The organism is Mesorhizobium sp. WSM1497 (assembly GCF_001672455.2).
In the GTDB taxonomy this organism is placed as follows: Bacteria; Pseudomonadota; Alphaproteobacteria; order Rhizobiales; family Rhizobiaceae; genus Mesorhizobium; species Mesorhizobium ciceri.
Genome location: NZ_CP021070.1, coordinates 1,889,294 through 1,914,284 on the forward strand (window position 1 = coordinate 1,889,294; position 24,991 = coordinate 1,914,284).

The 24,991-nt window shown below is 64.3% G+C and carries 20 protein-coding genes; 7 read left to right on the forward strand and 13 right to left on the reverse strand.

The features are described 5' to 3' along the window. The first annotated feature begins 346 nt into the window (after window positions 1–346). Entirely contained in the window at window positions 347–8,422 is an 8,076-nt protein-coding gene (locus A9K65_RS36470; protein ID WP_280953815.1) for an autotransporter outer membrane beta-barrel domain-containing protein, read from the forward strand. Between the two features lie 35 nt (window positions 8,423–8,457). Next, a complete protein-coding gene (locus A9K65_RS09290; protein WP_027161348.1) occupies window positions 8,458–9,036 on the forward strand; it encodes an invasion associated locus B family protein in 579 nt (192 codons plus the stop codon). Window positions 9,037–9,121: 85 nt separating this feature from the next. Here A9K65_RS09290 and coaBC read toward each other — a convergent pair whose 3' ends face one another. The 5 genes from coaBC to ubiE form a co-directional block, all read right to left on the reverse strand. Next, entirely contained in the window at window positions 9,122–10,354 is a 1,233-nt protein-coding gene (coaBC, locus tag A9K65_RS09295; protein WP_064995581.1) for a bifunctional phosphopantothenoylcysteine decarboxylase/phosphopantothenate--cysteine ligase CoaBC, read from the reverse strand. After that, window positions 10,351–10,773 (reverse strand): type II toxin-antitoxin system VapC family toxin, encoded by a 423-nt coding sequence (locus tag A9K65_RS09300; RefSeq protein ID WP_013529621.1) that lies wholly within the window; start codon window positions 10,771–10,773, stop codon window positions 10,351–10,353. Before A9K65_RS09300 ends, coaBC begins: the two co-directional genes overlap by 4 nt. A 2-nt stretch (window positions 10,774–10,775) precedes the next feature. Beyond that, on the reverse strand, window positions 10,776–11,033 hold the full coding sequence (locus tag A9K65_RS09305) for a plasmid stability protein (protein ID WP_013529622.1): 258 nt from the start codon (window positions 11,031–11,033) through the stop codon (window positions 10,776–10,778). Between the two features lie 81 nt (window positions 11,034–11,114). Further along, complete coding sequence (gene ubiB, locus A9K65_RS09310; protein ID WP_064995663.1) at window positions 11,115–12,689, reverse strand: 2-polyprenylphenol 6-hydroxylase; 1,575 nt, start codon at window positions 12,687–12,689, stop codon at window positions 11,115–11,117. Between the two features lie 70 nt (window positions 12,690–12,759). Beyond that, window positions 12,760–13,536: a bifunctional demethylmenaquinone methyltransferase/2-methoxy-6-polyprenyl-1,4-benzoquinol methylase UbiE gene (gene ubiE / locus A9K65_RS09315; RefSeq protein WP_013529624.1), complete on the reverse strand. Its 777-nt coding sequence runs from the start codon at window positions 13,534–13,536 to the stop codon at window positions 12,760–12,762. Between the two features lie 134 nt (window positions 13,537–13,670). Here ubiE and A9K65_RS09320 point away from each other — a divergent pair, with 134 nt between their 5' ends. From A9K65_RS09320 to A9K65_RS09330, 3 genes are all read left to right on the forward strand, one after another. Next, a complete protein-coding gene (locus tag A9K65_RS09320; protein ID WP_064995582.1) occupies window positions 13,671–14,645 on the forward strand; it encodes an adenosine deaminase in 975 nt (324 codons plus the stop codon). 146 nt (window positions 14,646–14,791) lie between these two features. Next, the gene (gene upp / locus A9K65_RS09325) at window positions 14,792–15,421 is read left to right on the forward strand and encodes a uracil phosphoribosyltransferase (protein ID WP_013529626.1); all 630 of its coding nucleotides are present in this window, start codon (window positions 14,792–14,794) and stop codon (window positions 15,419–15,421) included. Window positions 15,422–15,645: 224 nt separating this feature from the next. Continuing rightward, window positions 15,646–16,209 (forward strand): TIGR02281 family clan AA aspartic protease, encoded by a 564-nt coding sequence (locus A9K65_RS09330; RefSeq protein WP_024502797.1) that lies wholly within the window; start codon window positions 15,646–15,648, stop codon window positions 16,207–16,209. Window positions 16,210–16,294: 85 nt separating this feature from the next. Here A9K65_RS09330 and deoA read toward each other — a convergent pair whose 3' ends face one another. Genes deoA through A9K65_RS09360 form a run of 6 tightly spaced genes read right to left on the reverse strand, consistent with a single transcriptional unit; the run spans window position 16,295 to window position 22,543 of the window. Beyond that, on the reverse strand, window positions 16,295–17,614 hold the full coding sequence (gene deoA, locus A9K65_RS09335) for a thymidine phosphorylase (RefSeq protein ID WP_064995583.1): 1,320 nt from the start codon (window positions 17,612–17,614) through the stop codon (window positions 16,295–16,297). Continuing rightward, on the reverse strand, window positions 17,614–18,423 hold the full coding sequence (locus A9K65_RS09340) for a purine-nucleoside phosphorylase (RefSeq protein ID WP_064995584.1): 810 nt from the start codon (window positions 18,421–18,423) through the stop codon (window positions 17,614–17,616). The genes deoA and A9K65_RS09340 overlap by 1 nt, the downstream gene beginning before the upstream one ends. A gap of 30 nt (window positions 18,424–18,453) precedes the next feature. Next, complete coding sequence (cdd, locus tag A9K65_RS09345) at window positions 18,454–18,846, reverse strand: cytidine deaminase (protein ID WP_013529630.1); 393 nt, start codon at window positions 18,844–18,846, stop codon at window positions 18,454–18,456. A gap of 55 nt (window positions 18,847–18,901) precedes the next feature. Beyond that, a complete protein-coding gene (locus tag A9K65_RS09350; RefSeq protein WP_013529631.1) occupies window positions 18,902–19,873 on the reverse strand; it encodes an ABC transporter permease in 972 nt (323 codons plus the stop codon). A 1-nt stretch (window position 19,874) separates the two neighbouring features. Then, window positions 19,875–21,014 carry an ABC transporter permease gene (locus A9K65_RS09355; RefSeq protein WP_027161353.1) on the reverse strand — a complete coding sequence of 380 codons (1,140 nt, stop codon included), beginning with the start codon at window positions 21,012–21,014 and terminating at the stop codon, window positions 19,875–19,877. Then, window positions 21,011–22,543, reverse strand: coding sequence for an ABC transporter ATP-binding protein (locus A9K65_RS09360; protein ID WP_013529633.1), 1,533 nt, complete (start codon window positions 22,541–22,543; stop codon window positions 21,011–21,013). The genes A9K65_RS09355 and A9K65_RS09360 overlap by 4 nt, the downstream gene beginning before the upstream one ends. Before the next feature lie 227 nt (window positions 22,544–22,770). On the opposite strand from A9K65_RS09360, the gene A9K65_RS09365 reads away from it, so the two are divergent. Then, window positions 22,771–22,980, forward strand: a complete 210-nt coding sequence (locus A9K65_RS09365) for a SlyX family protein (RefSeq protein WP_013529634.1) — start codon at window positions 22,771–22,773, stop codon at window positions 22,978–22,980. A gap of 23 nt (window positions 22,981–23,003) precedes the next feature. Next, window positions 23,004–23,399, forward strand: a complete 396-nt coding sequence (locus A9K65_RS09370; RefSeq protein ID WP_064995585.1) for a hypothetical protein — start codon at window positions 23,004–23,006, stop codon at window positions 23,397–23,399. On the opposite strand, the gene A9K65_RS09375 is transcribed toward A9K65_RS09370, so the two are convergent. Together A9K65_RS09375 and A9K65_RS09380 are read right to left on the reverse strand one after the other, a co-directional pair. Beyond that, entirely contained in the window at window positions 23,394–23,855 is a 462-nt protein-coding gene (locus A9K65_RS09375; protein WP_064995586.1) for a GNAT family N-acetyltransferase, read from the reverse strand. The two genes, A9K65_RS09370 and A9K65_RS09375, sit on opposite strands and share 6 nt — an antisense overlap. A 115-nt stretch (window positions 23,856–23,970) precedes the next feature. Then, window positions 23,971–24,960, reverse strand: coding sequence for a BMP family ABC transporter substrate-binding protein (locus A9K65_RS09380; RefSeq protein WP_024502791.1), 990 nt, complete (start codon window positions 24,958–24,960; stop codon window positions 23,971–23,973). Window positions 24,961–24,991 lie beyond the last annotated feature (31 nt).

Below are 24,991 nucleotides of genomic sequence, written 5' to 3' on the forward strand. Positions count from 1 at the left end.
TATTGCACAGTGCCGGCATCCTTATTGCAATTGCATGAGCAGAGCATAGCGGTGGCGTCGGACTCAAGCAGGCATTGAGGCGCGCCCCCGTAAAACGGGGGGTAAGTGCATGGCTTTGTTCACAGAGCGCGTTGCCGTATTGTCGTGCGCATCGGCCGACGACGGTTCAGCCAGGGCATGTTCTGAGGAAGTTCTTCGTGATGCCGCGGCGACTCAGAAGGGTTTGCCCGGCCGGCCGAATCAATGTCTCGCCACTCTGCCCAAACGGATAGCTCGATTGCTTTGCGCTACGGCACTGGTGGGGCTGGTCTTTCCTTACGCTCAATCTCCGGTCCATGCGCAGCAATTGTCCATCAATACGGATGGTGCACCGGGCGACAATGGTGATGACGGAATCGGTACTGCTGACGCCGGAGATGGCCATTCGCCGGTGGCGCCGGCTACGGGAACGAATAGTGTCGGCCGCACGACCTCCGGGGAGGCCGCTTTCGTTGGCAGCGCCCGGGGTGGGCGCGGCGGCGATGGCGGCTCGGCTGTCCATGCAACAGCCGTCCCGCCTTTTGTGGAGATCAAGGGTGGTAAAGGCGGCGATGGCGCCAAGGGCGGAACCGTCGATATAACAAACAACGCATCTGGCGCCCTCGAAACATCGGGGGACAATGCTCCCGGCATATCGGGCGACGCCGGCGGTGGGGATGGTGGTAACGGCGCATGGGCATTCGCCATCGCGGTAGGCGGTAAGGGCGGCGTCGGCGGGCGGGGTGGCGATGGCGGCACGGCGACCGTGACCACTACGATCGAAAGCAATATCATCACGCACGGGGTTAATTCGAACGGCATCACCGTCAATTCCAGCGGAGGGCGCGGCGGCAATGGCGGCTTGGGCGCTGCGATCGGTGCCGGCAAGGGTGGCAATGGCGGCAATGGCGGTTTCGGCGGTGACGCGAAAGGCGATAATGCCGGCTCCATTTCCACGGACGGGGCTTTCTCGAAGGGTATGCTTGTGCGGTCGGCGGGCGGCGTTGCCGGTGATGGTGCAAGTGGTTTCGGTATCGTGGGTAACGGCGGCAATGGGGGCGTGCCGACAATCGGCGGCAATGCCGAGGGGATAAATTCCGGGACCATCACAACTCGGGGAGATTTTGCCAGCGGCATGGTCGTGCAGTCGGTGGGCGGTGGCGGCGGCGACGGCGGTGGCGGTCTAGGTCTGTTCGGCGGTGGCGGCGCGGGTACGGATGGCAATGACGGCCGGGCAGCCACGGGGACCAACACCGGCAACATCACCACCAGTGGCCTGGGCGCCATCGGCATGCTGGTCGAGTCGGTGGGCGGCGGCGGCGGCGATGGCGGCGGCGCCATCGGTCTCGTGTCGATCGGTGGCAAGGCAAGCGGTGGCGGCCAGGGCGATACGGCGACCGGCAATATTGGCGGCGTCATCAAGACCGGCGTCGATGGAAACGGCGGCGACGGCGCGCATGGCATTCTGATCCAGTCGGTCGGCGGTGGCGGCGGCAATGGCGGCTACGCCATCGGCGTAGCGCCTGCAATTTCGGTCGCCATCGGCGGTGGCGGCGGCACTGGCGGCAAGGGTGGCGTGGTCAACGTCAATCAGGCCGGCAACGGTGTGACCGTCGAGACGAACGGCCGTTCCGCTAGCGGCATCATCGCACAGTCGGTCGGCGGCGGCGGCGGCAATGGCGGCGGCGCCATTGCCATTGGCGGCCTGGTGGGTGTGTCGGTAGGCGGATCAGGCGATGCGGCGGGTGACGGCGACAAGGTGAATTACAACGTTGCGAACGCCAAGGTCACCACGCTCGGGGACGATTCCATCGGCGTGCTTATGCAGTCGGTGGGCGGCGGCGGCGGCAATGGCGGGTTTGCACTTTCCGGCTCGACCGTCGCAGCAGTGGGCGTCGGCGGCAGTGGCGGCAAGGCGGGTAAAGGCGGCGTGGTCGACGCGACCGTCGGCGGCACCGTCAACACCTCCGGGGATCGGTCGACCGGCATCGTTGCCCAATCGATCGGCGGCGGCGGCGGCAATGGCGGCTTTTCCGGCGCTGCCAGCTTCGGCGCCAGTGTGGGTGTCGGCGGCAGTGGCGCAGGCGGCGGCGATGCCGATGCCGTCACGCTGCGCACGGCTGATGGCGCGATGCAATCGATCACCACGGACGGCGCGGATTCGGCCGGCCTGATCGTGCAGTCGGTCGGCGGCGGCGGCGGCAATGGCGGCTTTTCCGGCACACTGTCGGCGATTGCCGGCTTCGGCATGGGGGGAAGAGGCGGCGCGGCCGGCAAGGGCGTGGCGACGGAAGCCACCTATAATGGTTCGGTCGAGACTTTCCGCGAAAGGTCGGCCGGTATCATCGTGCAATCAATCGGTGGCGGTGGCGGAAATGGCGGCGGCCAGTTCGGCCTGAGCGTCAACGCAAGCGTGGGCATCGGTGGTTCGGGCGCGGGGGGCGGCGAAGCCGGGACGGCAAAGTTCTTCTCGACGACAACACTTGACGTCACGACCCATCAGTCGGACTCGGCCGGCGTCATCGTGCAGTCGGTCGGCGGCGGCGGTGGCAATGGCGGCTTCTCGTTGAACGGCGCGGGTCTTGTGGCTGCTGTCAGCATCGGCGGCAAGGCCGGCACTGCCAGCGACGCCAAGGCAGTGACGGTCGGCATCAATTCAGGGCTGATTCACACGCTTGGTGACCGCTCCACGGGTATCATCGCCCAGTCGATCGGCGGCGGCGGCGGCAATGGCGGCGGCACGGCTTCCGCCGGCCTCGGCGCCAACGTCACAATCGGTGGCAAGGGAGGTGGCGGCGGCACGGGCTGGACCGTCGATGTCACCAATGGCGCGGCGGTACACACCGAAGGTGTCCAGTCTCATGGCATCCTGGCGCAGTCGATCGGCGGCGGTGGCGGCTCAGGCGGATTTGCCGTCTCGGTTGGCGGGCCGTCCTTCTCGCTTGGCGGCGATGGCGCGTCGGGCGGCGGGAGCAAGAAGGTCTATGTCGAAAACACAGGCCTGATCAGCACGGACAAGGATATGTCGATCGGCATCTTCGCGCAGTCGGTCGGCGGCTCGGGCGGCGACGGCGGGTTTGCGATGGCGGCCGGCGCCTTTGCCGCGGTCGGCATCGGTGGCAAAGGCGGGGCCGGCGGCGCGGCCGGCGAGGTAGAGGTCAAGAACACCACCAACATCACGACGGTGGGCTCCCTCTCACACGGCATTCTCGCCCAGTCGGTCGGCGGCGGTGGCGGCAATGGCGGATCTGTCGGAACGTTTGCCGTCGGTCTGTTCGGCGCCGCTTCCGTGGCGATCGGCGGCGGTGGCGGCGATGGCAATCTCAGCAACCAGGTCACGGTCACCCACAAAGGTGACATTCATGTCGGCGGCATGGGCTCGAAGGCCATCCTTGCGCAATCGGTCGGTGGCAGTGGCGGCAACGGCGGTTCGGCTTATTCAGGCGCGGTCAGCGCTGGTCTCTACGTGTCCGCTTCGGTCGGGGTTGCCGTGGGTGGCGAGGGCGGCAACGGAGGCAATGGTGGAAAGGTAACGGTTCGGGCTGATGGCAACCTGATTGCCGACACCGACGCAGCCGGTTCCGGCGGCATCGTTGCCCAGTCCATCGGCGGCGGCGGCGGCAATGGCGGCCGCGCTGCCACGATTTCGGGTGCAGCCAGCACGGGGGTCAGCGTTTCACTCGGTGTCACTGTTGGTGGCTGGGGTGGCGACGGTGGCAAGAGCGACCTCGTCATCGTCGACAGCGGCATGAATGGCGGCGGCAGCATCGTTACCAAAGGCGCCAACGCGATCGGCATCCTCGCGCAATCGGTGGCCGGTAGCGGCGGCAATGGCGGCGATTCCTGGGGAGCTGCAGGCGGCTTCGGGGTCAACGCCAGCATCAATGCGACGGTCACCATCGGTGGCGGCGGCGGCAAGGGCAACATCAGCGGCGATGTCGCCGTTCACAACGCCATGACGATCAAGACGGGTGGGGACATGAGCGCCGCGATCGTTGCCCAGTCGATCGGCGGCGGCGGCGGCAACGGCGGAGCGACCAATGGCGCGACGGCCGATCTCGGTACAGAAAACGGCGTCAACGTCGCCGTCAACGTTGGTGTCGGCGGGGCGGGTGGCACAGGCAACAAGTCCGGTGCCGTGGATGTTACGAATTCCGCCAATTTGACCACCGACGGCGACTATTCGTCCGGCATTGTTGCCCAATCGATCGGCGGCGGTGGCGGCATGGGCGGTGCGACAAACACGCAGGCCTTCCACGTCGGCGGCACCGCCGGCACGAGCGTTACCGCAAATGTCAGCATCGGCGGCAATGGCGGCGAAGGCAACGATGCCGCCTGTGCCGCGGACGCCGGTGGCAATGCCACTTGTTTCGATGGCAAGGTCGGTGTCGCAGTCGATAATTCGGGCGAGATCCGCACAAGCGGGTTCAACTCGGTCGGCATCCTCGCCATGTCCATCGGCGGCGGTGGCGGCGGTGGCGGCTCGGCTTCGACCAAAGAGGATATCGTCGGCCCAGGCGATGCTGGCGAGACTTCGGTCGGTATCGGCGCGGCGATCGCCCTCGGTGCCGGCGGCGCCGGCAATGGCGGCACGGTTTCGGTGACCAACCGCAATCTGATCGTCACGGACGGCGCCGATTCCTATGGCATCAGCGCCAATTCGATCGGTGGCGGCGGCGGTGTCGGCGGCTCGTCCAGCTCTGGCGTGCTTGGCACTTACGCAATCGGCGGCTCGCTTGGCGGTGCGGGTGGCAAGGGCGGCAATGGCAACCAGGTCGATGTCGTCAATATGGCCGGCGCAACGATATGGACCAAGCAGGAGCGCTCGATAGGCATCTTCGCGCAGTCGGTCGGTGGCGGCGGCGGCGCAGGTGGTGCCGGCGAAAGCAAGGGCAAGAGCGATGGCGGTGAGGTCGCGGTAAACCTGTCGCTTGGCGGCTCGGGTGAGGTCGGCGGCAACGGTGGCAAGGTCAATGTCGAAAACAGCGGCATAATCCAGACCGACAAGGCCAATTCCCACGGCATCCTGGCGCAGTCGATCGGCGGCTCCGGTGGCGTCGGCGGCGCGTCCGGCACGTCATCCACCGACTCGAAGATCGCCATCACGCTGAGCCTCGGCGGCGCCGGCGGCGCTGGCGGTACCAGCGACAAGGTTCACGTCCAGAACTTCCAGAGCGGTTCGATCCTGACGCAGGACGACAACTCGCACGGCATCTTCGCACAGTCGGTGGGCGGCGGCGGTGGTGCGGGTGGCGCTGGCTCCACGGAGACCGGTAAGGCCGAGACGGCGGTTACCATGTATATCGGCGGCCAAGGCGGCAGTGGCAGCATCGGCGGTGAGGTCGAGGTCAACAACTTCGGCAAGATTGAAACACTGGGCTATATCTCGCACGGCATTTTTGCGCAGTCGATCGGCGGTGGCGGTGGTGCCTCGGGTGCCGCGACCGGCGCATCGGAAGCAGACATGACAATCGGTGGCGGTGCCAGCATACCCAACGGGATTCCGATCCCGGTGGTCGGCGACCCCAACGACCCCGACAACGAGGCCGATGGTGGCAAGGTCACCGTCACCAACGATGGCGAGATCATCACACACAAGGATGGGTCATACGGCATCTTCGCCCAGTCCATCGGCGGCGGTGGAGGATATGGCGGGACGGTTTCGTCCGACTTCGCCGGGTCCGATTCCTTTGCTCTCAGCCTGGGCGGCAAGGGCGGCAACGGCGGCGATGGCGGAGATGTGAGGGTTGAGGTTTCCGGATCGATCGAAACCTTCGGCGCCCGCGCGCATGGCGTCGTGGCGCAGTCGGTGGGCGGCGGCGGCGGTGTCGGCGGCGACGCAAAAGGTAAAACCTCGAACGCGCTCGGCATCGGCGGCCTTGGCGGCAATGGCGGCGATGGCGGCGACGTGACCGTGATCCGCACCGGCACCATCACCACGCATGGTGTCGATGCGGTCGCCATCATCGCGCAGTCGGTCGGCGGCGGCGGCGGCATCGGCGGCGCCGGCTTCGGGCGCTTCGGCGCCACGGCGGATGGCGGCAGCGGCATCGACAACAACACCATCGGCTTCAACACATTTGCGGGTGCCAAGGGCAATGGCGGCACGGTGACCATCCAGCAGGACGGCGAGATCGTCACCGATGGCGAGCGGGCGCACGGCATCGTGGCCCAGGCGGTGGGCGGCGGCGGCGGCCTGGCCGGCACGCTCTCCGCCGGCGCTGCCGGTTCCGGCGGTGGCATCGGCGATGCCGCGGCGGCGACGGCGACGGCCATGAGCCAGGTCTGGGTCAAGGGTGCGAGCTCGTATGCCATGTTCGGACAGAGCGCGACCGGCATCGGCGACGCGCACGCGGTTACGCTGACCGCGGGCGACAGCCTGTTCGCGCAGGGTGCTGGTTCCGTGGCCGCCTACGGCGAAAGCACAGCCAACGGCGCGAAAGGCAACATCACCATCAATCTCAACGGTCATTACACGATTGGCGGCGCCGGAACCGGCGTTGCCGCCATGCTCGTCGGCGGCGCCAACAACGCGCTGACCAACCACAGCCTGCTCTACGCAATGGGAGCGACGCCGACGTTCGAGATCCAGACAGCGGATATCCAGGCATTCCAGACCTTCCTGTTGGCGCCCGGTCCCGTCGTGCCGACCAATGCGATCCTGGAATCGCTGCTCGATGATTTCAGTCCGCTGGCCATTACCGGCACGTCGGGTGATGACCATGTCGACAATTCGCCGCTGGGCGACACGCTGGGACGCGTCATCGGCAACATCGATCTCGGCGGCGGCAACAACAGCTTCCACAATTTTGCCGATGCCTCGATGGTCGGACTGAAAACCATAGATCTCGGCGGCGGGCTGTTCACCAATGACGGGCTCTATACCAACCAGGGCATCGGCGTGGTGGCGAAGGTGGATGTCGGCGGCAGCTTCAAACAAAACCTCTTCGGCGATTTCGTCACCGATGTGGATCTCAACAACCAGATCACGGATGCCCTGGCACTAACGGCGGCCGGTGACTTCAACGGCGAAGCGCCGCTGAATTTCCTGTCGATCGATAAGCTGTTCACGGAATATGTGGTCGCCAATGGCTCGGGGATGACCGACTCCGGCATAGCAGCGAAGACCTTGCATCCGGCAGTGGGCTTCAACTTCCAGTTCCGGGTGGATGGCGGCACCGATCTCGTTCTTTACGCCGACAACCCGACATTCCTGGAACTGGCGCAGGATCCGGGGTCCGGCACCACCGATCCCGGCGTGTTCCAGATGGCGCAGTACCTTGACGATGTCGAGGCAGCATCGACCCCGGACAACCCGATGGCCAGGCTGATCAACATGCTGCGCTTCCTGCCCAATGAAGAGGAACTGGGTGCAGCATTGACCCGGCTCACACCGCATTATGCCGTGCATACGTTCGACATGATCAACCGCGAAGCCGACATGATGCTGGAAGCGGCGCGTGAGTGTACTGGCGTGCCTGCCTACAAGAATCCCGACGGCCGCTGCGTCTGGGCAACGATCAGCCCGCAGGCCGAGTACGGCCGCGACGCGGGTGCTGGCACTACAAGCCGCGACGACGTCCTGAAGACGATGTCGCTTGGCGGCATTGGCGAGATTGGCCAGAACTGGTCGCTTGGCGCCACCATCGGCCGCACAGAGTTCGATTCCAAGATCGGCTTTGATGGAGACCTGCTGTCGGAGACCACCGGTGAGGCCTGGCAGGCCTACGCGCTGGCCAAATATACCAACAAGAATTACTTCGTGGACTTTGCACTCGGTGGCGGCACGGGCTCGTTCAAGGGCGAACGCGACACCCATATCGACCCGGCATTCTACATTCCGGGCGAAACGTTGGCGGGTGATTATCTCGACGAGGTAATGCTGCCTGGCATCGGCAGCAGCGTCACCTACACACAGAAGACCGCGATGTTCGGCGGCTCGGCGCGGTTGGGTTTCACCCGGGAGATGGGCGCGTTCTATCTGCAGCCGACAGTGCAGTTCGACGCGCGCTGGCTGCGTGTCTCAGGCACGGAGGAGGGTTCGGTCGCCGCCTTCAACTTCGATGGCTCGGCCAACACCTACTATTCTGCAACCCCTGCAATCGAGATCGGCACCGACATCGCGCTCAGCGACATTGCCAGCCTTCGCGTCTACGGCAAGGCCGGGGCGGAGTTTTCCAACAAGGAGTGGGAAATCGAAGGTCGCTTCGCGGCGGCGGAGAATCTGCCTGGCAACCCCGCATTGCACTTGACGGAGGCCGTCGATTCGCCGCTCTATCGGGTCGGCGCCGGCCTTGAACTGAATGGCGTCAATGGCGTCGGCATGTCCGTCAGATATAATGGCGCCTTCGGCGAAACGGTTAAACAGAACGCGATCAGCGCGTCTCTCAAGGTCAGCTTCTAGCTGGCCCGAGGCGGAGCCGGGCGGGAGGGGTCTTGATGAGGAAGTTCGCGTATTTCTTGGCGATGCTGGGTGTTGCCTGCACCGTCGGTGTGCCGGCCGTGGCGGCGCAAACCAAGAGCGACAAGGCGGTCGCGGCACCGGCTGCCGCCGATGCGCCGCAGTTGCCCGGTGGCGCGTCGGCACTGTCCGAAACCCACGGCGACTGGACGGTCAATTGCCAGATATCAGGCGCGACCAAAACCTGCAGCCTGTCGCATCAGCAATTCAACAAGCAAAACAATCAGCGCCTGCTGGCGATCGAGCTGTCGAGCAAGACCGGCGAGGATGCCACGGGAACGCTTGCGCTGCCGTTCGGCCTGGCGCTGGCCAAGGGGGTGAGCCTGACCATCGACGATCAGAAGCTGGACGGCAGCCTGGCGTTCAACACCTGCCAGGTCGTCGGCTGTCTGGTGCCGGTGATGTTCGATGCGACTGTCACGCCGCTGCTGAAATCAGGCACCACGCTGAAGATCGACGCTTTCGCGGCAGACACCGGACAAGCGGTGAGCTTTTCCATTCCGCTCAACGGCTTCGCCGGCGCACTTGCCCGAACCGCGGAGCTTTTGACCAATTGATGTGAGCCGCAGGACTTAAAGCGCGCGCCGCCTGAACGCAGTCTCGCGGCAGGGCGGTGCGTCACTGCAGCAGAACATCTTTCAGTCAAACGACGATTGTTTTAAGCCGTTCGGCGATCAGGGCGGCAAGCCGAGCCGCCACTTCGTCCTTGCTCATCTCCGGCCATTCCTCGACACCGGCCTTTGACACGATCCGCACCCGGTTGCGATCGCCGCCCATCACGCCCGAAGAGCCGACGCCGCTTCCCTGCGACACGTCGTTGGCAACGATGAGATCGGCGCCTTTCTTCTTGAACTTGGCCTCGGCGTTGCGCAGGAGATCCTGTGTCTCGGCGGCGAAGCCGATAACCAGGCCGGGTCGCTGGCTGTGATGGCCGACGCCGGCGAGAATGTCGGGATTCTCGACCATGCGCAGCACCGGCGGCCCTTCGCCCGCGACCTTCTTGATCTTCTCACCGGCCGAGTTCTCGGTGCGCCAGTCGGCCACGGCGGCGACGAACACCGCCGCATCTGCGGGCAAGAGCCGTTCCACCGCGTCGCGCATCTCCTGCGCCCGCTCGACGTGAATGGTCTTCACTCCGGGGGGATCGGCGATGCCGACAGGGCCGGAGACGAGGCGCACATCGGCGCCGAGCCTGGCCAGTGCTGCCGCGATCGCATGGCCCTGCTTGCCGGACGAGCGGTTGGCGATGTAGCGCACCGGGTCGATCGGCTCATGGGTCGGGCCGGAGGTGACGATGATCTTGCGCCCCGACAGCGGCCTGGGGCCGACATCGAGCAGCGCCTCGACCGCGGCAACGATCTCCAGCGGTTCGGCCATGCGGCCTTCGCCCGTCTCATTGCTTTCGGCCATCTCGCCCCTTGCCGGACCGACGAAGGTGACGCCGTCCTTCTGCAGCGTCGCGCGGTTGCGGCGGGTGGCCGGATGCGCCCACATTCTGGGGTTCATGGCCGGCGCCATCAGCACCGGCTTGTCGGTGGCGACAAGCACGGTGGAGGCCAGATCGTTGGCGTGGCCGTTTGCGAGCTTCGCCATCAGGTCGGCGGTGGCGGGCGCCACCACCAGCAGATCGGCCTCGCGCGACAGCCTGATATGGCCGACATCGTGTTCGTCATTGCGGTCGAACAGCTCGGTGAAAACATGGTCGGCGGAGAGCGCGCCGACCGACAGCGTGGTGACGAATTCCTGCGCGGCCGATGTCATGACCACCCGAACCGCGGCCCCGCGCTCGCGCAGCCGGCGGATCAGATCCAGCGCTTTGTAGGCGGCGATGCCGCCGCCGATGATGAGCAGGATGCGCTTGCCGGAGAGGCTCATGCACCCTCCCAAGGATTGACTATGCTGATACCGCAATCGGAAAAGTCAGCAACATTTCTAGTCACCATCGCAAAGCCCCGCGAGCGAGCAACCGAGGCGATCTGTGCGTCAAATTCGCGTATAGGACGTCCCAGAAATCGTCTGTTCGAAACAATCTCCGCGTATGCTTCGGCTTCGCGGTCACCGAACGCGAGCACTGGGGTCTTGAGCCATTTGGTGAAAAAGGCCCCGATGACACTACCCAGTGCAGCCTTACGCGTTCCGTCCGGCATGTTCGCAAGCCCAACGAGCAGCTCTGCCTTGGTCATCGCCGTGACATATGAGCGGGTCGCGAGCGAGCTATCCATCCAGGTAGCCACCCCTGCATCCGGCCGTGGTTTGAAGGTTTCCGAGATAACATTCGTATCCAGCACGAACATGGTTAGTCAAATTTCAGTGGCTCGCGCGTAGGGCCGCGCTCCGGCAACTCGACATCGAAACCGCCATGGGGCTCAACCAGCCTACGAATCGCGGCATAGAGTGACTCTCCCCGAGGGTCTTGGTCCACACCGTCCGAAAGAACACTCTTGGCAAGAACGCTACGCGCTTCCTCTTCCATTGAGACTCCCCTCACGGCAGCTCGCTCACGCAGTTTCTGCTTCACGTTGGTGTCGAGATTGCGGATGGTAAGTGTGCTCATGTTTTTGCTCCTTACCTCAACCTAGTCCATGAAAGCGTTGCTTTCAATGATAGCAATGCCGGCACTGCTGTCACCGAGAACTCAGATGATCTTCCAGGCGATATAGACCAGCGTCACGGCAATCACCCAGAGTGCCCAGCGGCCGGAGCGGCTGTAGCGCGCTTCGGCCTTGCCGATGGCGTGGGCGGTGGTCTCGTCGAAGCGCAGGCCATGCTCGGCCATCAGGTCGATCTCGCGCGACAGCCGGTCAGTGCGCGCCGCAAGCTCGGGCACCTGGCGGGCCAGCGTCAGCAGCGCCTTGGCGCCATCGCGCGCATCCATCATCATGCCACGCGGCCCAAGATTGCCTGATATCCAGTCGCCGACCACCGGCTCGGCAGTCTTCCACATGTTGAAGGCCGGGTCGAGCGTGCGCGCCACGCCCTCGACCACCACCATGGTCTTCTGCAGCAGGATCAGTTCGGGCCGCGTCGCCATGTCGAAGAGCTCGGTAACCTCGAACAGCAGCGTCAGAAGCTTGGCCATCGAGATGGTCTCGGCCGGCTGGCCATGGATCGGCTCGCCGATCGCCCGGATCGCCTGCGCGAAGGCCGCGACATTGTGCTGGCGCGGCACATAGCCGGCCTCGAAATGGACCTCAGCGACGCGCAGATAGTCGCGCGTGATGAAGCCGTAGAGGATTTCGGCGAGGAAGCGGCGCTCCTTCTTGCCGAGCCGGCCGGCAATGCCGAGATCGACGGCGACGATGGTGCCGTTCGCCTCGACGAACAAATTGCCCGGATGCATGTCGGCGTGGAAAAATCCGTCGCGCAGCGTGTGGCGCAGGAACGACTGGATCAGGTTGGTGGCGATGGTTTTCAGATCGTGGCCCGCCGCGACCAGTCCGGCAATGTCGTTCATCTTGACGCCGTCGACCCATTCCATGGTCAACACGTCGCGGCCGGTACGCTCCCAGTCGACGGACGGCACGCGAAAGCCGGGGTCGTGCCTGGTGCTTTCGCCGAGCTCCGAGAGGGCCGCCGCCTCGAGGCGAAGATCCATCTCGATCTTGGTGGTCTGTGCCAGCGTCTGCGTGACCTCGACCGGCCGCAGCCGGCGGGACGAGGGGATGTATTTCTCCTGCAGGCGAGCGGCAAGGAAATAGCTTTCGAGATCCTGGAAGAAGCGGCGGCGCACGCCGGGCCGGATCACCTTGACCGCCACCTTGGTGGCAACGCCGTCATGCATGGCATCGGCGGCATGGACCTGGGCGATGGAGGCGGCGGCGACCGGATCGCCGAATTGCACGTAGAGATCGCCGACTTTGCGCCCGAGCGAGGCTTCGATGGCCGCTATGGCTTCGGCCTTCGGAAAGGTGTGCATCTTGTCCTGCAACATGGCGAGATCGAGCGCCATGTCGTTGCCGACGACGTCGGGCCGCGTCGCCAGGAACTGGCCGAGCTTTACATAGGAGGGACCGAGCCGGACGACCGCCTTGGCCAGCCGGTCGCTGCGCTCATAGGCCAGCGCGCGGCGGCGCGTGAACAGCCGTGCCATCCGCCAGCCGAACTTCGGCAGGCCGGACAGTTCCTCACCCGGCAGAGCGGCGACGACACCCTCGCGGACCAGCACCCAGCCGGCCCTTACGAGCCGGAATCCTGCACTGACATTGCTCATGGCCGCGCCAACCCTGCCGGCTCTTTGAACCGGCATAGCACGCGTCGATTGTGAGAAATGCGGTCCGGCCTCAAAGCTTCCAGCCCGAATGAAGTGCTGCAATACCGCCGGAATAGTTGCGGAAGGAAACGCGGTCGAAGCCGGCGCGGGAAATCATCGTCGCGAAATTCTGCTGGTTGGGAAACCTGGCGATCGATTCGACCAGATAGGAATAGGGCTCGCCGTCGCCGGTGACCATCTTGCCGATCTTTGGAATGGCGTTGAACGACCAGGCTTCATAGGCCTTGTCGAGCAGCGGCATCTCGACCTCGGAAAATTCCAGGCACAGGAAGCGCCCACCGGGCTTCAGCACGCGAAACGCTTCGCCCAAGGCCACCTCGATGCGCGGTACGTTGCGGATGCCGAAAGCGATGGTATAGGCATCGAATGTGGCATCAGGGAAGGGCAGTTCCTCGGCATTGGCCTCGACGAAATCGGTGTTGCCGGACAGGCCCTTCTTTTCGGCCCGGTCGCGGCCGACAGCCAGCATCGAGCCATTGATGTCGAGCACGGTGGCATGGGCATTGCCGTGGCTGGCATCGACGATGCGAAAGGCAATGTCGCCGGTGCCTCCGGCAACGTCGAGCACCTTCCAGCCCGCCCGTTTAGGCGGATTGAGCCAGGTGACCATGGCGTCCTTCCACAGCCGGTGCAGGCCGGCCGACATCAGATCGTTCATCAGGTCGTAGCGGTTGGCGACCTTGTGGAAAACATCGTTGACCAGGGACTGCTTGTCGCCAGCCCCTACACGCTTGAAACCATAGGAGGTTTCCATGCCGCCCGCGGCCGTGGTTCTCTCAACTGACATTTTTTTGATCCGTCATAAAACCGGCGGGACCATAGCCGATCGATGGTGCGGGCGCTATTGTTTAAGGCGCGGTGTTCAGCCGCGCTTCCAGGTGGCGGGTTTTCGAGACCTGGACGGACCGACGGGATGATTGAATGCCTTTGAAAGCGGAACTGCACTGCCACATCGAAGGGGCAGCGGCGCCCGAACTCGTCATCCGCCAGGCCCAGAAATACGGCAAGGACACCTCGCCCTATATCCAGAACGGGTCCTTCGTCTGGCACGATTTCACCTCCTTCCTGGCGGCTTATGATTTTTCCGCCGATCTGTTCCGGACCGAGGAGGACTATGCGCGGCTGGCCGACCACTATCTGACCAGCCTTGCCCGCGATGGCGCCATCTATTCCGAGGTGTTCACCTCGCCGGACCACGCTAAAAAAGCCGGCCTGTCGCCCAAGGCCTATACCGACGCGCTCGGCGAAGGCATGGCCCGCGCCAAGGCCAAGACCGGCATCGAGGGCCGCATGATCGTCACCGGCGTGCGCCATGTCGGCGTCGAGTCGATCGAGCAGGCGGCGCGCTTCGCGGCGCGCTGCGGGCATCCGCTGGTCACCGGTTTCGGCGTTGCCGGCGATGAGCGGATCGGTGATATGGAGGACTATGTCAGGGCTTTCGAGATCGCTCGCGAAGCCGGGCTCGGCATCACCATCCATGCCGGCGAACTGACGGGCTGGGAGACCGTCCAGGCGGCGCTGGATCACATCCGTCCGTCCCGCATCGGCCATGGCGTGCGCGCCATCGAGAACCTGGACCTCGTCCGGCGCATCGCCGACGAGGGCATCGTGCTGGAATGCTGCCCCGGTTCCAACATCGCGCTCAAGGTGTTCGACAGTTTCGCCGATCATCCGTTTCCGGCCCTGCAGGCGGCAGGCTGCAAGGTGACGCTCAATTCCGACGATCCGCCCTATTTCTGGACCTCGCTCAAGCGTGAATACGATATCGCTGCCGAGCATTTCTCGATGAACGACAAGGCGCTGACCGCCGTCACCAGAACGGCCATCGAGGCCGCTTTCGTCGATAGAAAGACAAAGACGGCACTTCTTGCCCGGTTGAACAGCGCGGCACGCTGATTTCCGCCGACAAAGCTGTGGTCGGTGCGGGCCAAGCGGTTCCTTGGCCGGCGCATTGCCGCTAGGGTTCGCCCAGGCAGCTTGAAGCGCGGCGCGTCCGAAAGGGCGATGCGCGCATTTTCGGGCGCAGGCATCAGGAGAACACCATGCAGGGCGTCACCGTCGTCGACCACCCGCTTGTCCAGCACAAGCTGACCATCATGCGCAAGAAGGAAACCTCGACGGCGGGCTTCCGCCGGCTGCTGCGCGAAATCTCGCTGCTGCTCGGCTACGAGGTCACCCGCAATCTCGAACTGACGACGACGACCATCGAAACGCCGATGGAAACGATGGAAGCGCCGACGCTTGAGGGCAAGAAACTGGTCTTTGCCTCGGTGCTGCGCGCCGGCAACGGCTTGCTGGAAGGCCTGCTCGACCTGGTGCCGGCGGCGCGCGTCGCCCATGTCGGTCTCTACCGCGATCACGAAACGCTGGAGGCGGTCGAATATTTCTTCAAGGCGCCGAGCGACCTCGCCGACCGGCTGGTGATCGTCGTAGATCCGATGCTGGCCACCGCCAATTCGGCGATCGCGGCGATCGACAAGCTGAAAGAGCGCGGCGCCACCAACATCCGTTTCCTTTGCCTGCTGGCGGCGCCCGAAGGCATCGAGCGCTTCATCAAGGCGCATCCGGACGTTCCCGTCTTCACCGCTTCGATCGACCGCCAGCTCAACGAGAAGGGCTACATCATGCCCGGCCTCGGCGACGCCGGCGACCGCATGTACGGGACCAAGTAATATCAGACCAAGTCGCCTGGTACGATTTACCAAATATTTACGCAAAGGCGCGGTTTTGGCGCGCGTTAAAGCGGCAAACACCATCCGGGCTTAACGATCGGCTGTCACTACAGCGCCGCGCGTCCGTTTCGGACGCGCAAAGGACGCTGTAGCACTTTGATTTTGTGCATGAGCCTTTCCGAAAATCGTTCCCGATTTTCGGGGTCATGCGGCGAGGCCGATCCATGCTGCGCAAACTTCTGATCCTCGCCGTTTTCGCCGGTACATCGGCATCGATACCGATTGTGTATCAGTCGAATCCGCAACTCGTCGAAAACCTGCTGAGGTCGGCGGTGCCGGGCAAACAAGCGGTCGAAGCCCAGCCGAACGTCAATCTGGCATCGGTGCCCAACAAGCCCGCGGCACCGCTGCCGATGGGCCGCAAGGTCCTCGTCGCGGCAGACGAACGCGGGCATTTCTCGTCACCCTTCAAGCTCAACGGACGTCAGGTCGACGGCATGATCGACACCGGCGCTACATTGGTCGCCATCAACATTTCGACGGCACGCAGGATCGGCCTGTCGCTGAACGCTTCCGACTTCAACCGCGAGGTCAACACCGCCAACGGCACCATCAAGGCGGCTGTGGCCATGATCGACCGCCTGCAGATCGGCAGCATCACCGTCAATGACGTCCAGACCATCGTGCTCGACGACAGGGCGCTGCGCACCAATCTGATCGGCATGAGCTTCCTCAACCGGCTCGACAAATACCAGGTCGAGAACGGCACGCTGCTGCTCGTCCAGTAAGGCTATTCGTTTTCCAATTTCCCAAGGGAAAGCGCTATGCGCTTTTTCCCAGGGAGAACCGTTTCACACTTTTCCTGGAATTGCTCTAGCCGCGCGGCAGAATCCGCCGGATGACCGACTTGTCGGCGGGCGGCTTCGAGGCGCCGACCATATAGGCCGAAAGCACGGTTGCCGCGGCGGCCTCGGCATCGGCCGATGAGCGGGCATGGATCAGCGCCAGCGGCTCGCCGATCCCAACCTCCGCACCGACCGGCAATAGTCTGGTGATGCCGACCGCAGGGTCGATCTGGTCGTCCGGCCGCGTGCGTCCACCTCCCAGGCCGACCACGGCGAGCCCGATATCGCGGGTGGCGATGCCGGTGACGAAGCCATTTGCGGTCGCCTTGACGGCAAGTTCGATCGCCGCCGCAGGCAGATATTTTTCCGGTTTCTCGATGAAATCGGCGGGGCCGCCAAGCGCGGCCACCATGCGTGCGAAAGTGGCGGCGGCGCGGCCGCTGGCGAGCGTCTCGGTGGCGCGCCGCATGCCATCCTGATTGGACGACACCAGCCCGGCCGACTGCAGCATTTCGGCGGCCAGCGCCAGCGTCACATCTTCGAGCCGACGGTCACGATACCGGCCGGTGAGGAAATCGACGGCGTTGCGCACCTCGACTGCGTTGCCGGCGGCCGACGCCAGCGGCTCGTTCATGCCGGTGATCAACGCCGAGGCCTTCAGTCCGGCGCCGTTGGCGATCTCAACCAGGCTGTTGGCGAGTGCGGTGGCGTCGCGCGATTTTTCCATGAAGGCGCCGTTGCCGACCTTGACGTCGAGCACCAGCGATTGCAGCCCGGCCGCCAGCTTCTTCGACAGGATCGAAGCGGTGATCAGCGGCACCGATTCGACCGTGCCGGAGACGTCGCGGATCGCATAGAGTCGTCGATCGGCGGGTGCGAGGTCGGCGGTCTGGCCGATGATGGCACAGCCTGTTTCGAGCACCGCCTTGCGAAACAGCGCGACATCGGGCTGGCTGACGTAGCCCGGGATGGCATCCATCTTGTCCAGCGTACCGCCGGTGTGGCCAAGGCCACGGCCCGAGATCATCGGCACATAGGCGCCGCAGGCGGCGACGATCGGCGCCAGCATCAGCGAGACATTGTCACCGACGCCGCCGGTCGAATGCTTGTCGGTGACCGGACCTGGCAGGTCCGACCAGTCGAGCACATCGCCGGAATCGCGCATCGCCAGCGTCAGCGCCACGGCCTCGTCGCGGTTCATGCCGTTGAAGAACACCGCCATGGCGAAGGCGCCGGCCTGGCCGTCGGTAACGGCGCCTGACGTCACGCCCGCGACGAAGCCGGCGATCTCCTCCTCCGACAGCCTGAGGCCATCGCGCTTGCGGCGGATGATTTCCTGGGGAAGCATCAGATCTCCAGCAGTCCGTCGCGGAACACGCGCTGCAGGACCGTCGCCAGCCGCGCGCCGCCGACCGGCGCCATGTCCTTGGTCTCCTGGTGCGAAAGCTCGGCCCCGGTCATGCCGGCCGCCAGATTGGTGATGACCGAACAGGCGGCGACGCGCAGTCCGAGGAAGCGGGCGAGAATGACCTCCGGTACGGTCGACATGCCGACCGCATTGGCGCCCATGATGCGCGCCATGCGGATTTCGGCCGGCGTTTCGAAGCATGGGCCGGAGAACCACATATAGACGCCCTTGTGCAGGGTGGTGCCGGTCGCTTTTGCCGCCCGTTCGATGGCCTGGCGGATGCCGGCATCATAGGCTTCGGTCAGGCCGACGAAACGCCGGTCGCTTGGTTCGCCGATCAGCGGGTTGGTGCCCGAGAAATTGATGTGGTCCGATATCAGCATCACCGAGCCCGGCGGCATGTCCGGATCGACCGAGCCGGCGGCATTGGTGAGGATCAGTTTCGTGATGCCGATGCCGGCAAGCACTTCCAGCACCGGCCGCATCGCCGCGGCGTTGCCGTGCTCATAGTAATGGGCACGGCCCGACAGCAGCAGCACCGGCACGCCGGCAAACAGCCCTGCCACCACTTCGCCGGCGTGCCCGGTGACACCGCTTCTGGGAAAGCCGGGCAGGTCGGCATAGGAGATGCGGATCGGGTCCTCGATCTGGTCGACCAGACCGCCGAGGCCCGAGCCGAGCACCAGTGCCGTGGCCGGCGCCAGGCCGTCCAGCCTTTCGACGAGATGATCCAGGGCTTTTTCCGTCATCGTTGCCAGCTGTTCATTTGAGCCTGTTGCTCATTTCAAAATATCGCCGCGGAAGCCGTAAGGCAGCATGTCGCCCATGGTCACGGTTTCGGCCACACCCGCATTGTCGCAGAGATAGAGCTTTGTTTCCGGCCGGCAGAATTCGGCAAGCCGCTGGCGGCAGCCGCCGCAAGGCGAGCATTTGGCCATGCGTTCGGCTAGGACGGCGATTTCCACGATCTTGCCGCCGCCGCCCATAATGTAGTGGCCGAGCGCCGTGGTCTCGGCGCACCAGCCTTCCGGATAGGAGGCGACTTCGATGTTGGCGCCGGTAAAGACGCGCCCGTCCTCGGTGCGCAAGGCAGCGCCGACCGGAAACTTAGAATAGGGCGCGTAGGCCTTGGCCATGGCGGCCTTGGCGGCCTCGAACAGATCATGCGACATTCAGCGTTCTCTCCGATGATCGTGTTCAAAACCCGGCGCAAAGCCGACCCGTCGCTCAACGTTCCTTGACGTAAGGCACGCCGCCGGCGCGTGGCGGGATTGCCTTGCCGATGAAGCCGGCGAGAAGGATGACGGTGAGGATGTAGGGCAACGCCTGCATGAACTGCGCCGGCACCTTGCCGATGATGGGCAGCGGGGATCCCTGCAGGCGGATCGACGCAGCGTCCAGGAAGCCAAACAGCAGGCAGGCGAACATGGCGTTGACCGGCTTCCACTTGGCGAAGATCAAGGCTGCCAGCGCGATATAGCCCTTGCCGGCAGTCATGTCCTTCACGAAGCCGCCATTTTGCACCATCGACAGGTAGGCGCCGGCAATGCCGGTGAGGATGCCGGTGCAGATCAGCGCCCGGTAGCGCAGCCAGGCGACCGAGATGCCGGCGGTGTCGACGGCGGCCGGGTTCTCGCCGACGGCGCGAAGGCGCAGGCCGAAGCGGGTGCGAAACAGCACCCACCAGGTGAACGGCACCATCAGGAAGGCAAGATAGACCAGGATCGAGTGGCCCGACAGGAGTTCGGCATAGATCGGTCCGATGATCGGCACGTCGCGGATGGCCTCGGCGCCCGGCAGGGTGATGGCCTCGAAGCGCTCGCCCGGTTGCAGCGCCGGCGTGCGCCCGCCCTGCTGGAACCAGGCCTGGCCGAGGATGATGGTCGAGCCGGCGGCGATGAAATTGATCGCCACGCCGGAGACGATCTGGTTGCCGCGATGAGTGATCGAGGCAAAGCCGTGGATCATGGCGAAGGCGACCGAGATCACGACCGCCATGCCGAGGCCGAGAAAGGCCGAATGGAACACGGAAGCTGCGGCCGCTCCGGCGAAGGCGCCGACAAGCATCTTGCCTTCGAGGCCGATGTCGAAGATGCCGGCGCGTTCCGAATAGAGCCCGGCGAGGCAAGCAAGCAGCAGCGGCACCGAGAGGCGGATGGTGGAGTCCAGTGTCTGGATGATCGCGTTGAACACATCCATCTCAGGCACCTTTCCCCTTGACCGCTTCCATGCCGACCGATCGCGGACTGAACGAGGCAAACAGCGCCTGGATGTAGGGCCGGAACATGTGCTCGAGGGCACCGGCAAACAGGATCACCAGGCCTTGAATGATGACGATCATGTCGCGGCTGATTGCCGGCATCTCGAAGGCGAGTTCGGCGCCGCCCTGGTAGAGCATGCCGAACAGGACCGCCGCCAATACGATGCCGACAGGGTGCAGGCGGCCCATCAGCGCCACGGCGATGCCGACGAAGCCGGCGCCGGAAACGAAGTCGATGGCGACATTGTGCTGATCGCCCATCACCGGATTGAGCGCCATCATGCCGGCCAGCGCGCCCGAGATCATCATGGCGGTGATGATGATGCGGGTTTCGGAAATGCCGGCATAGCGTGCCGCCTTCGGGCTGTGACCGTAGGTGCGCATCTCGTAGCCGAGCTTGGTGCGCCAGATCAGCAGCCAGACCAGGAAGGCCATGACCAGCGCCAGCAGGAAGGTGACGTTGAGCGGCGCCGAACGGATCTTGGCGCCGAACAGCTCGATGATCCAGTTGAGTTTGGGCAATTCCGCGCCGGCGAGGAAGTTGCGCGTCTGCGGCGCTTGCGAGGCGGCTGGCTTCAACGGGCCGACCAGCAGGTAAACCATGATCGAGGCGGCGATGAAGTTGAACATGATGGTGGTGATGACGATGTGCGAGCCACGCTTGGCCTGCAGATAGGCCGGGATAAGCGCCCACAATGCGCCCACCGCCGCCGCAGCAATGATCGCCAGCGGGAAGGTCAGCCACCATGGCAGTGTACTGTCGAAGCTCAGGCAGACGATGGCGATGCCAAGGCCGGCGATGTAGGCCTGCCCCTCGGTGCCGATGTTGAACAGGCCGCAATGCGCGGCCACCGCCACCGAAAGCCCGGTGAAGATGAAGGTGGTGGCATAAAACAGAGTGAAGGCGATGCCTGTGCCTTTGCCGAAGGCGCCTTCGACCAGGATGACGGCGGCGCGCAACGGATTCTCGCCGACCAGAAGCACGACGAAGCCGGCGACGAGGAAGGCGACGAACAGGTTGATCAGCGGGATCAGGCCATAATCGGCCCAGGCCGGCAGTTTGGCGTAAGGCGTGCTCAAAGTGCTGCCTCCTGGTGCTCGATGCCGGCCATCAGCAGGCCGAGCTCGCCTTCGGTCGCTTCGGAGCCGCGCTCGCCGACGATGCGGCCGGCAAACATCACCAGGATACGGTCGGACAGCGAACGGATCTCGTCCAGCTCGACCGACACCACCAGCACCGCCTTGCCCTGATCGCGCATGGCGATCAGGCGCTTGTGGATGAACTCGATGGCGCCGACATCGACGCCGCGTGTCGGCTGGCCGACGATCAGCACGCCCGGGTCCTGTTCCATCTCCCGTGCCAGCACGATCTTCTGCTGGTTGCCGCCGGAGAAATTGGCGGTCTTCAGCCGGCAGTCGGCCGGGCGGATGTCGTATTTGGCGATCTTGTCCCTGGCATCGTTGCGGATGGCATCGATGTTGAGGAACGGCCCCTTCAAATAGCGGGGATCATCGTGATAGCCGAGGATCGAATTCTCGTTCTCCTCGAAGGCCAGCACCAGCCCGACGTGATGGCGGTCCTCCGGCACATGCGCCAAGCCACGGTCGCGCAACTCTCCGGGGTCGGCGGCACCGGTCAGGTCGATCGGCTTGCCATCCAGCATGACCGAGCCGGAAACGGCACGCCTGATGCCGGAAATCGCCTCGAGCAGTTCGGATTGTCCGTTGCCGGCGACCCCGGCGATGCCGACGATCTCGCCGGCCCTGATATCGAAGGAGATGTCGTCGACCATGGTGACGCCGCGCGTATCCCTGACCGTCAGGTTCTTGACTGCGAGCTTGACGGCGCCGGCCTCTGCCTCGCCCTTCTCGACCCGCAAGAGCACGCGCCGGCCGACCATCAGCTCGGCCAGTTCCTCGACAGTCGTCTTCCTGGTCTCGCGCGTCGCCACCATCGTGCCCTGGCGCATGACCGACACCGTGTCGGTGATGGCCATGATCTCGCGCAGTTTGTGGGTGATCAGCACCACCGTCTTGCCCTGGTCCTTCAACTGCCGAAGGATGCGGAACAGATGGTCGGCCTCGGCCGGCGTTAAAACGCCCGTCGGTTCGTCGAGGATCAGGATCTCGGCGCCGCGATAGAGCGCCTTCAGGATCTCGACACGCTGCTGCAGGCCGACCGGCAGTTCCTCGATGATTGCATCGGGATCGACTTCCAGCCCGTATTCACGCTCCAGCCGCTCCAGTTCGGAGCGCGCCTTGGCGATGCTCTTCTTCAAGAGCGCATCGCTTTCGGCGCCGAGGATGACGTTCTCCAGCACCGTGAAATTGTCGACCAGCATGAAGTGCTGATGCACCATGCCGATGCCGAGCGCGATGGCGTCATTGGGGGTCTTGATCGAAGCCGGCTGGCCGCCAACGCGGATCTCGCCGCTGTCGGCCTGGTAGAAGCCGTAGAGGATCGACATCAGCGTCGACTTGCCAGCGCCGTTCTCGCCGACAATGCCGTGGATCGTGCCGCGACCGATCTCAAGATTGATGTCCCGGTTGGCGCGAACCGCACCAAAACTCTTGTTGATGCCGATCAACTCGATTGCGGCTTGCGCCATGCAGCCTGTCCCACTCTTATTTTTTTATCGCTTGGTCAAAACGCCTAGCATGACGCTCCGCCCGTGCCAATTGGCGGAGCAGGTTCACTCTCGACAAATCCCGGTGCGCTTGTCAATTTGCAACGTGGCCGGGGCCTTCACATTCGCTAGTATGACGGAGCCGAAATTCGCATTGCGGCGCAAGACATCGCGGTGAACGACATCGCGGTGAAGACTGGGGAATTCACATGACCATACCCGCCGACCGGCTGACGACGCTGGAAATCCGCGCCGCCGAGCAGGAGAAGACCATCGAGGAACTGTCCGGCCAGATCGCCGAGCAGTGGAAAGTGATCGAGCGCATGCAGCGCAAGCTCGACGCGCTGACGGATCGCTTTCTGGCGCTGGAGGAGCAGACGGGAGATGAAGTGCCTGTAACCAAGCCGCCGCACTGGTGAGGAAAAAGGGAAGGGCGCATGCCATGGCCAGTGAAAGCGATCGCATTGCACGGGCCAGCGACTATGTGCGTGGCCTGATGAACGATGCGGAGCGCGAACGGGCCGAACGTGATCTGCAGATCGACCCGGCCTTCCGCGACGAGGTCGTGCGACTTGCCGAGCGCATGCACGTCTTCGACCGTGCCGAACCGGGGGATGGCGAAGAGCGCTGGAAGCAGATCACGCAGCGCATTGGCGACCTGCCGCAGATGCGTAGTTCTGGCCTGAGCGACGCCAGGCCGCCAACCGTGATCCGAAGCCTGTCGCAGCGGCCATACGGCGTCGGCGTGCACGCGCTGGGCGGCCGGCGTGGATTTGTGGTTGCCGCCGGACTGATGGTGGCGTTCGCGCTCGGTTGTCTCGTCGCGAAGCTGCTATAGGCGAGGCCGGCGAGACATCAGAGCCATCGTCTCGCCGTCCGAACGGCATATCCCAACGATGTTCCAGCCGACGGCCGCGTAGAAATCACGCGCATCCCATGTGTAGAGATAGAGCATCTCGACGCCCCGTGACGCCGCATGGGCTTCCGTTGCCTTGACCAGCGCGGTGGCGATGCCTCGGCGTCGATACTTTGCATCGACAACCAACCCGGCCAGCCATGGCGTCAGATCATGCGCGGGCTCCAGTTCGTGGCGGACCAGCAGGCATGTCCCGACCGGGGTGTCGCCGATCCGGGCCACGAATGCCGCCTCGAAACCGTCACCGGCGATCAAGTCGCGAAGCCCTGCCGCATCTTCCCCGAGAGTCCTTCCGGTTCCCTCGAAAAAGGCAGACAGGCGCAGTTGCGCGACCGCTGCTACGTCGTGCTCGCCCATGGGTCCGATCGTCGGCTGCATCTGTATCTCGAAACGGTGTCCGGCACGGAGCGAAGGTTTCGCTCGATCCGGTAAAGGCAAAACCGCCGGGCTGGCGCCCGGCGGTTTGCAGATCATGGCTGTATGTTCGTGCCGCTCAATAGGGGCAGGCGTTGTCAGTCGTATAGTCGTGTACTTCGACCTTGCCGGCAATGATGTCGGCCTTGGCTTTTTCGACGGCCGCCTTCATCTCGTCCGTCACCAGCGCCTTGTTGTTGTCGTCCATGGCGTAGTCGACGCCGCCTTCCTTGAGGCCGAGATTCTCGACGCCGCCCTTGAAGGTGCCGTTCTTGCCGTCCATGAAGGCGGTGTAGACGGCGACGTCGACGCGCTTCAGCATCGAGGTCAGCACCTTGCCGGGCTGCAGGCCGTTCTGGTTGGAATCGACGCCGATGCCAAGCTTGCCGGCATCTGCCGCCGCCTGCAGCACGCCGACGCCGGTACCGCCTGCCGCGGCGTAGACCACGTCGGAGCCCTGGTCGATCTGCGTCTTGGCGATCTCGCCGCCCTTGGCCGGATCGTTCCAGGCAGCCGGCGTGTCACCCGTCATGTTCTGGATGACATCGGTCGCGCCGGCCGATTTGGCACCGCCGACATAGCCGCATTCGAACTTGCGGATCAGCGGGATGTCCATGCCGCCGACGAAGGAGACCTTCTTCGACTTCGAGGCCATCGCCGCCATGATGCCGACGAGATAGGAGCCTTCGTTTTCCTTGAATACCAGCGAGCGGACATTGGGCATGTCGACGGCGTCGTCGATGATGGCGAAGTTGAGATCGGGATATTCGGCCGCGACCTTCTTCAGCGCATCCTCCCAGGCGAAGCCGGCCATGACGATCGGGTTGTGGCCGTCCTCGGCGAAGCGGCGCAGCGCCTGCTCACGCTGCGAGGCGTTGGAGACCTCGAATTCGACGTAGGCCGTGCCGGTTTCCGTCTTGAATTTCTCGGCGCCGTGATAGGCAGCCTCGTTGAAGGATTTATCGAATTTGCCGCCGAGATCATAGAGGATGGCCGGCTGGACATCCGCGGCGAAAGCCGGAAGAACCATTGCGGTTGCGGCCAGGAGGCCGAGAACGATACGTTTCATGTGATCCACACCCTGTCGGTTATTTTTTCCG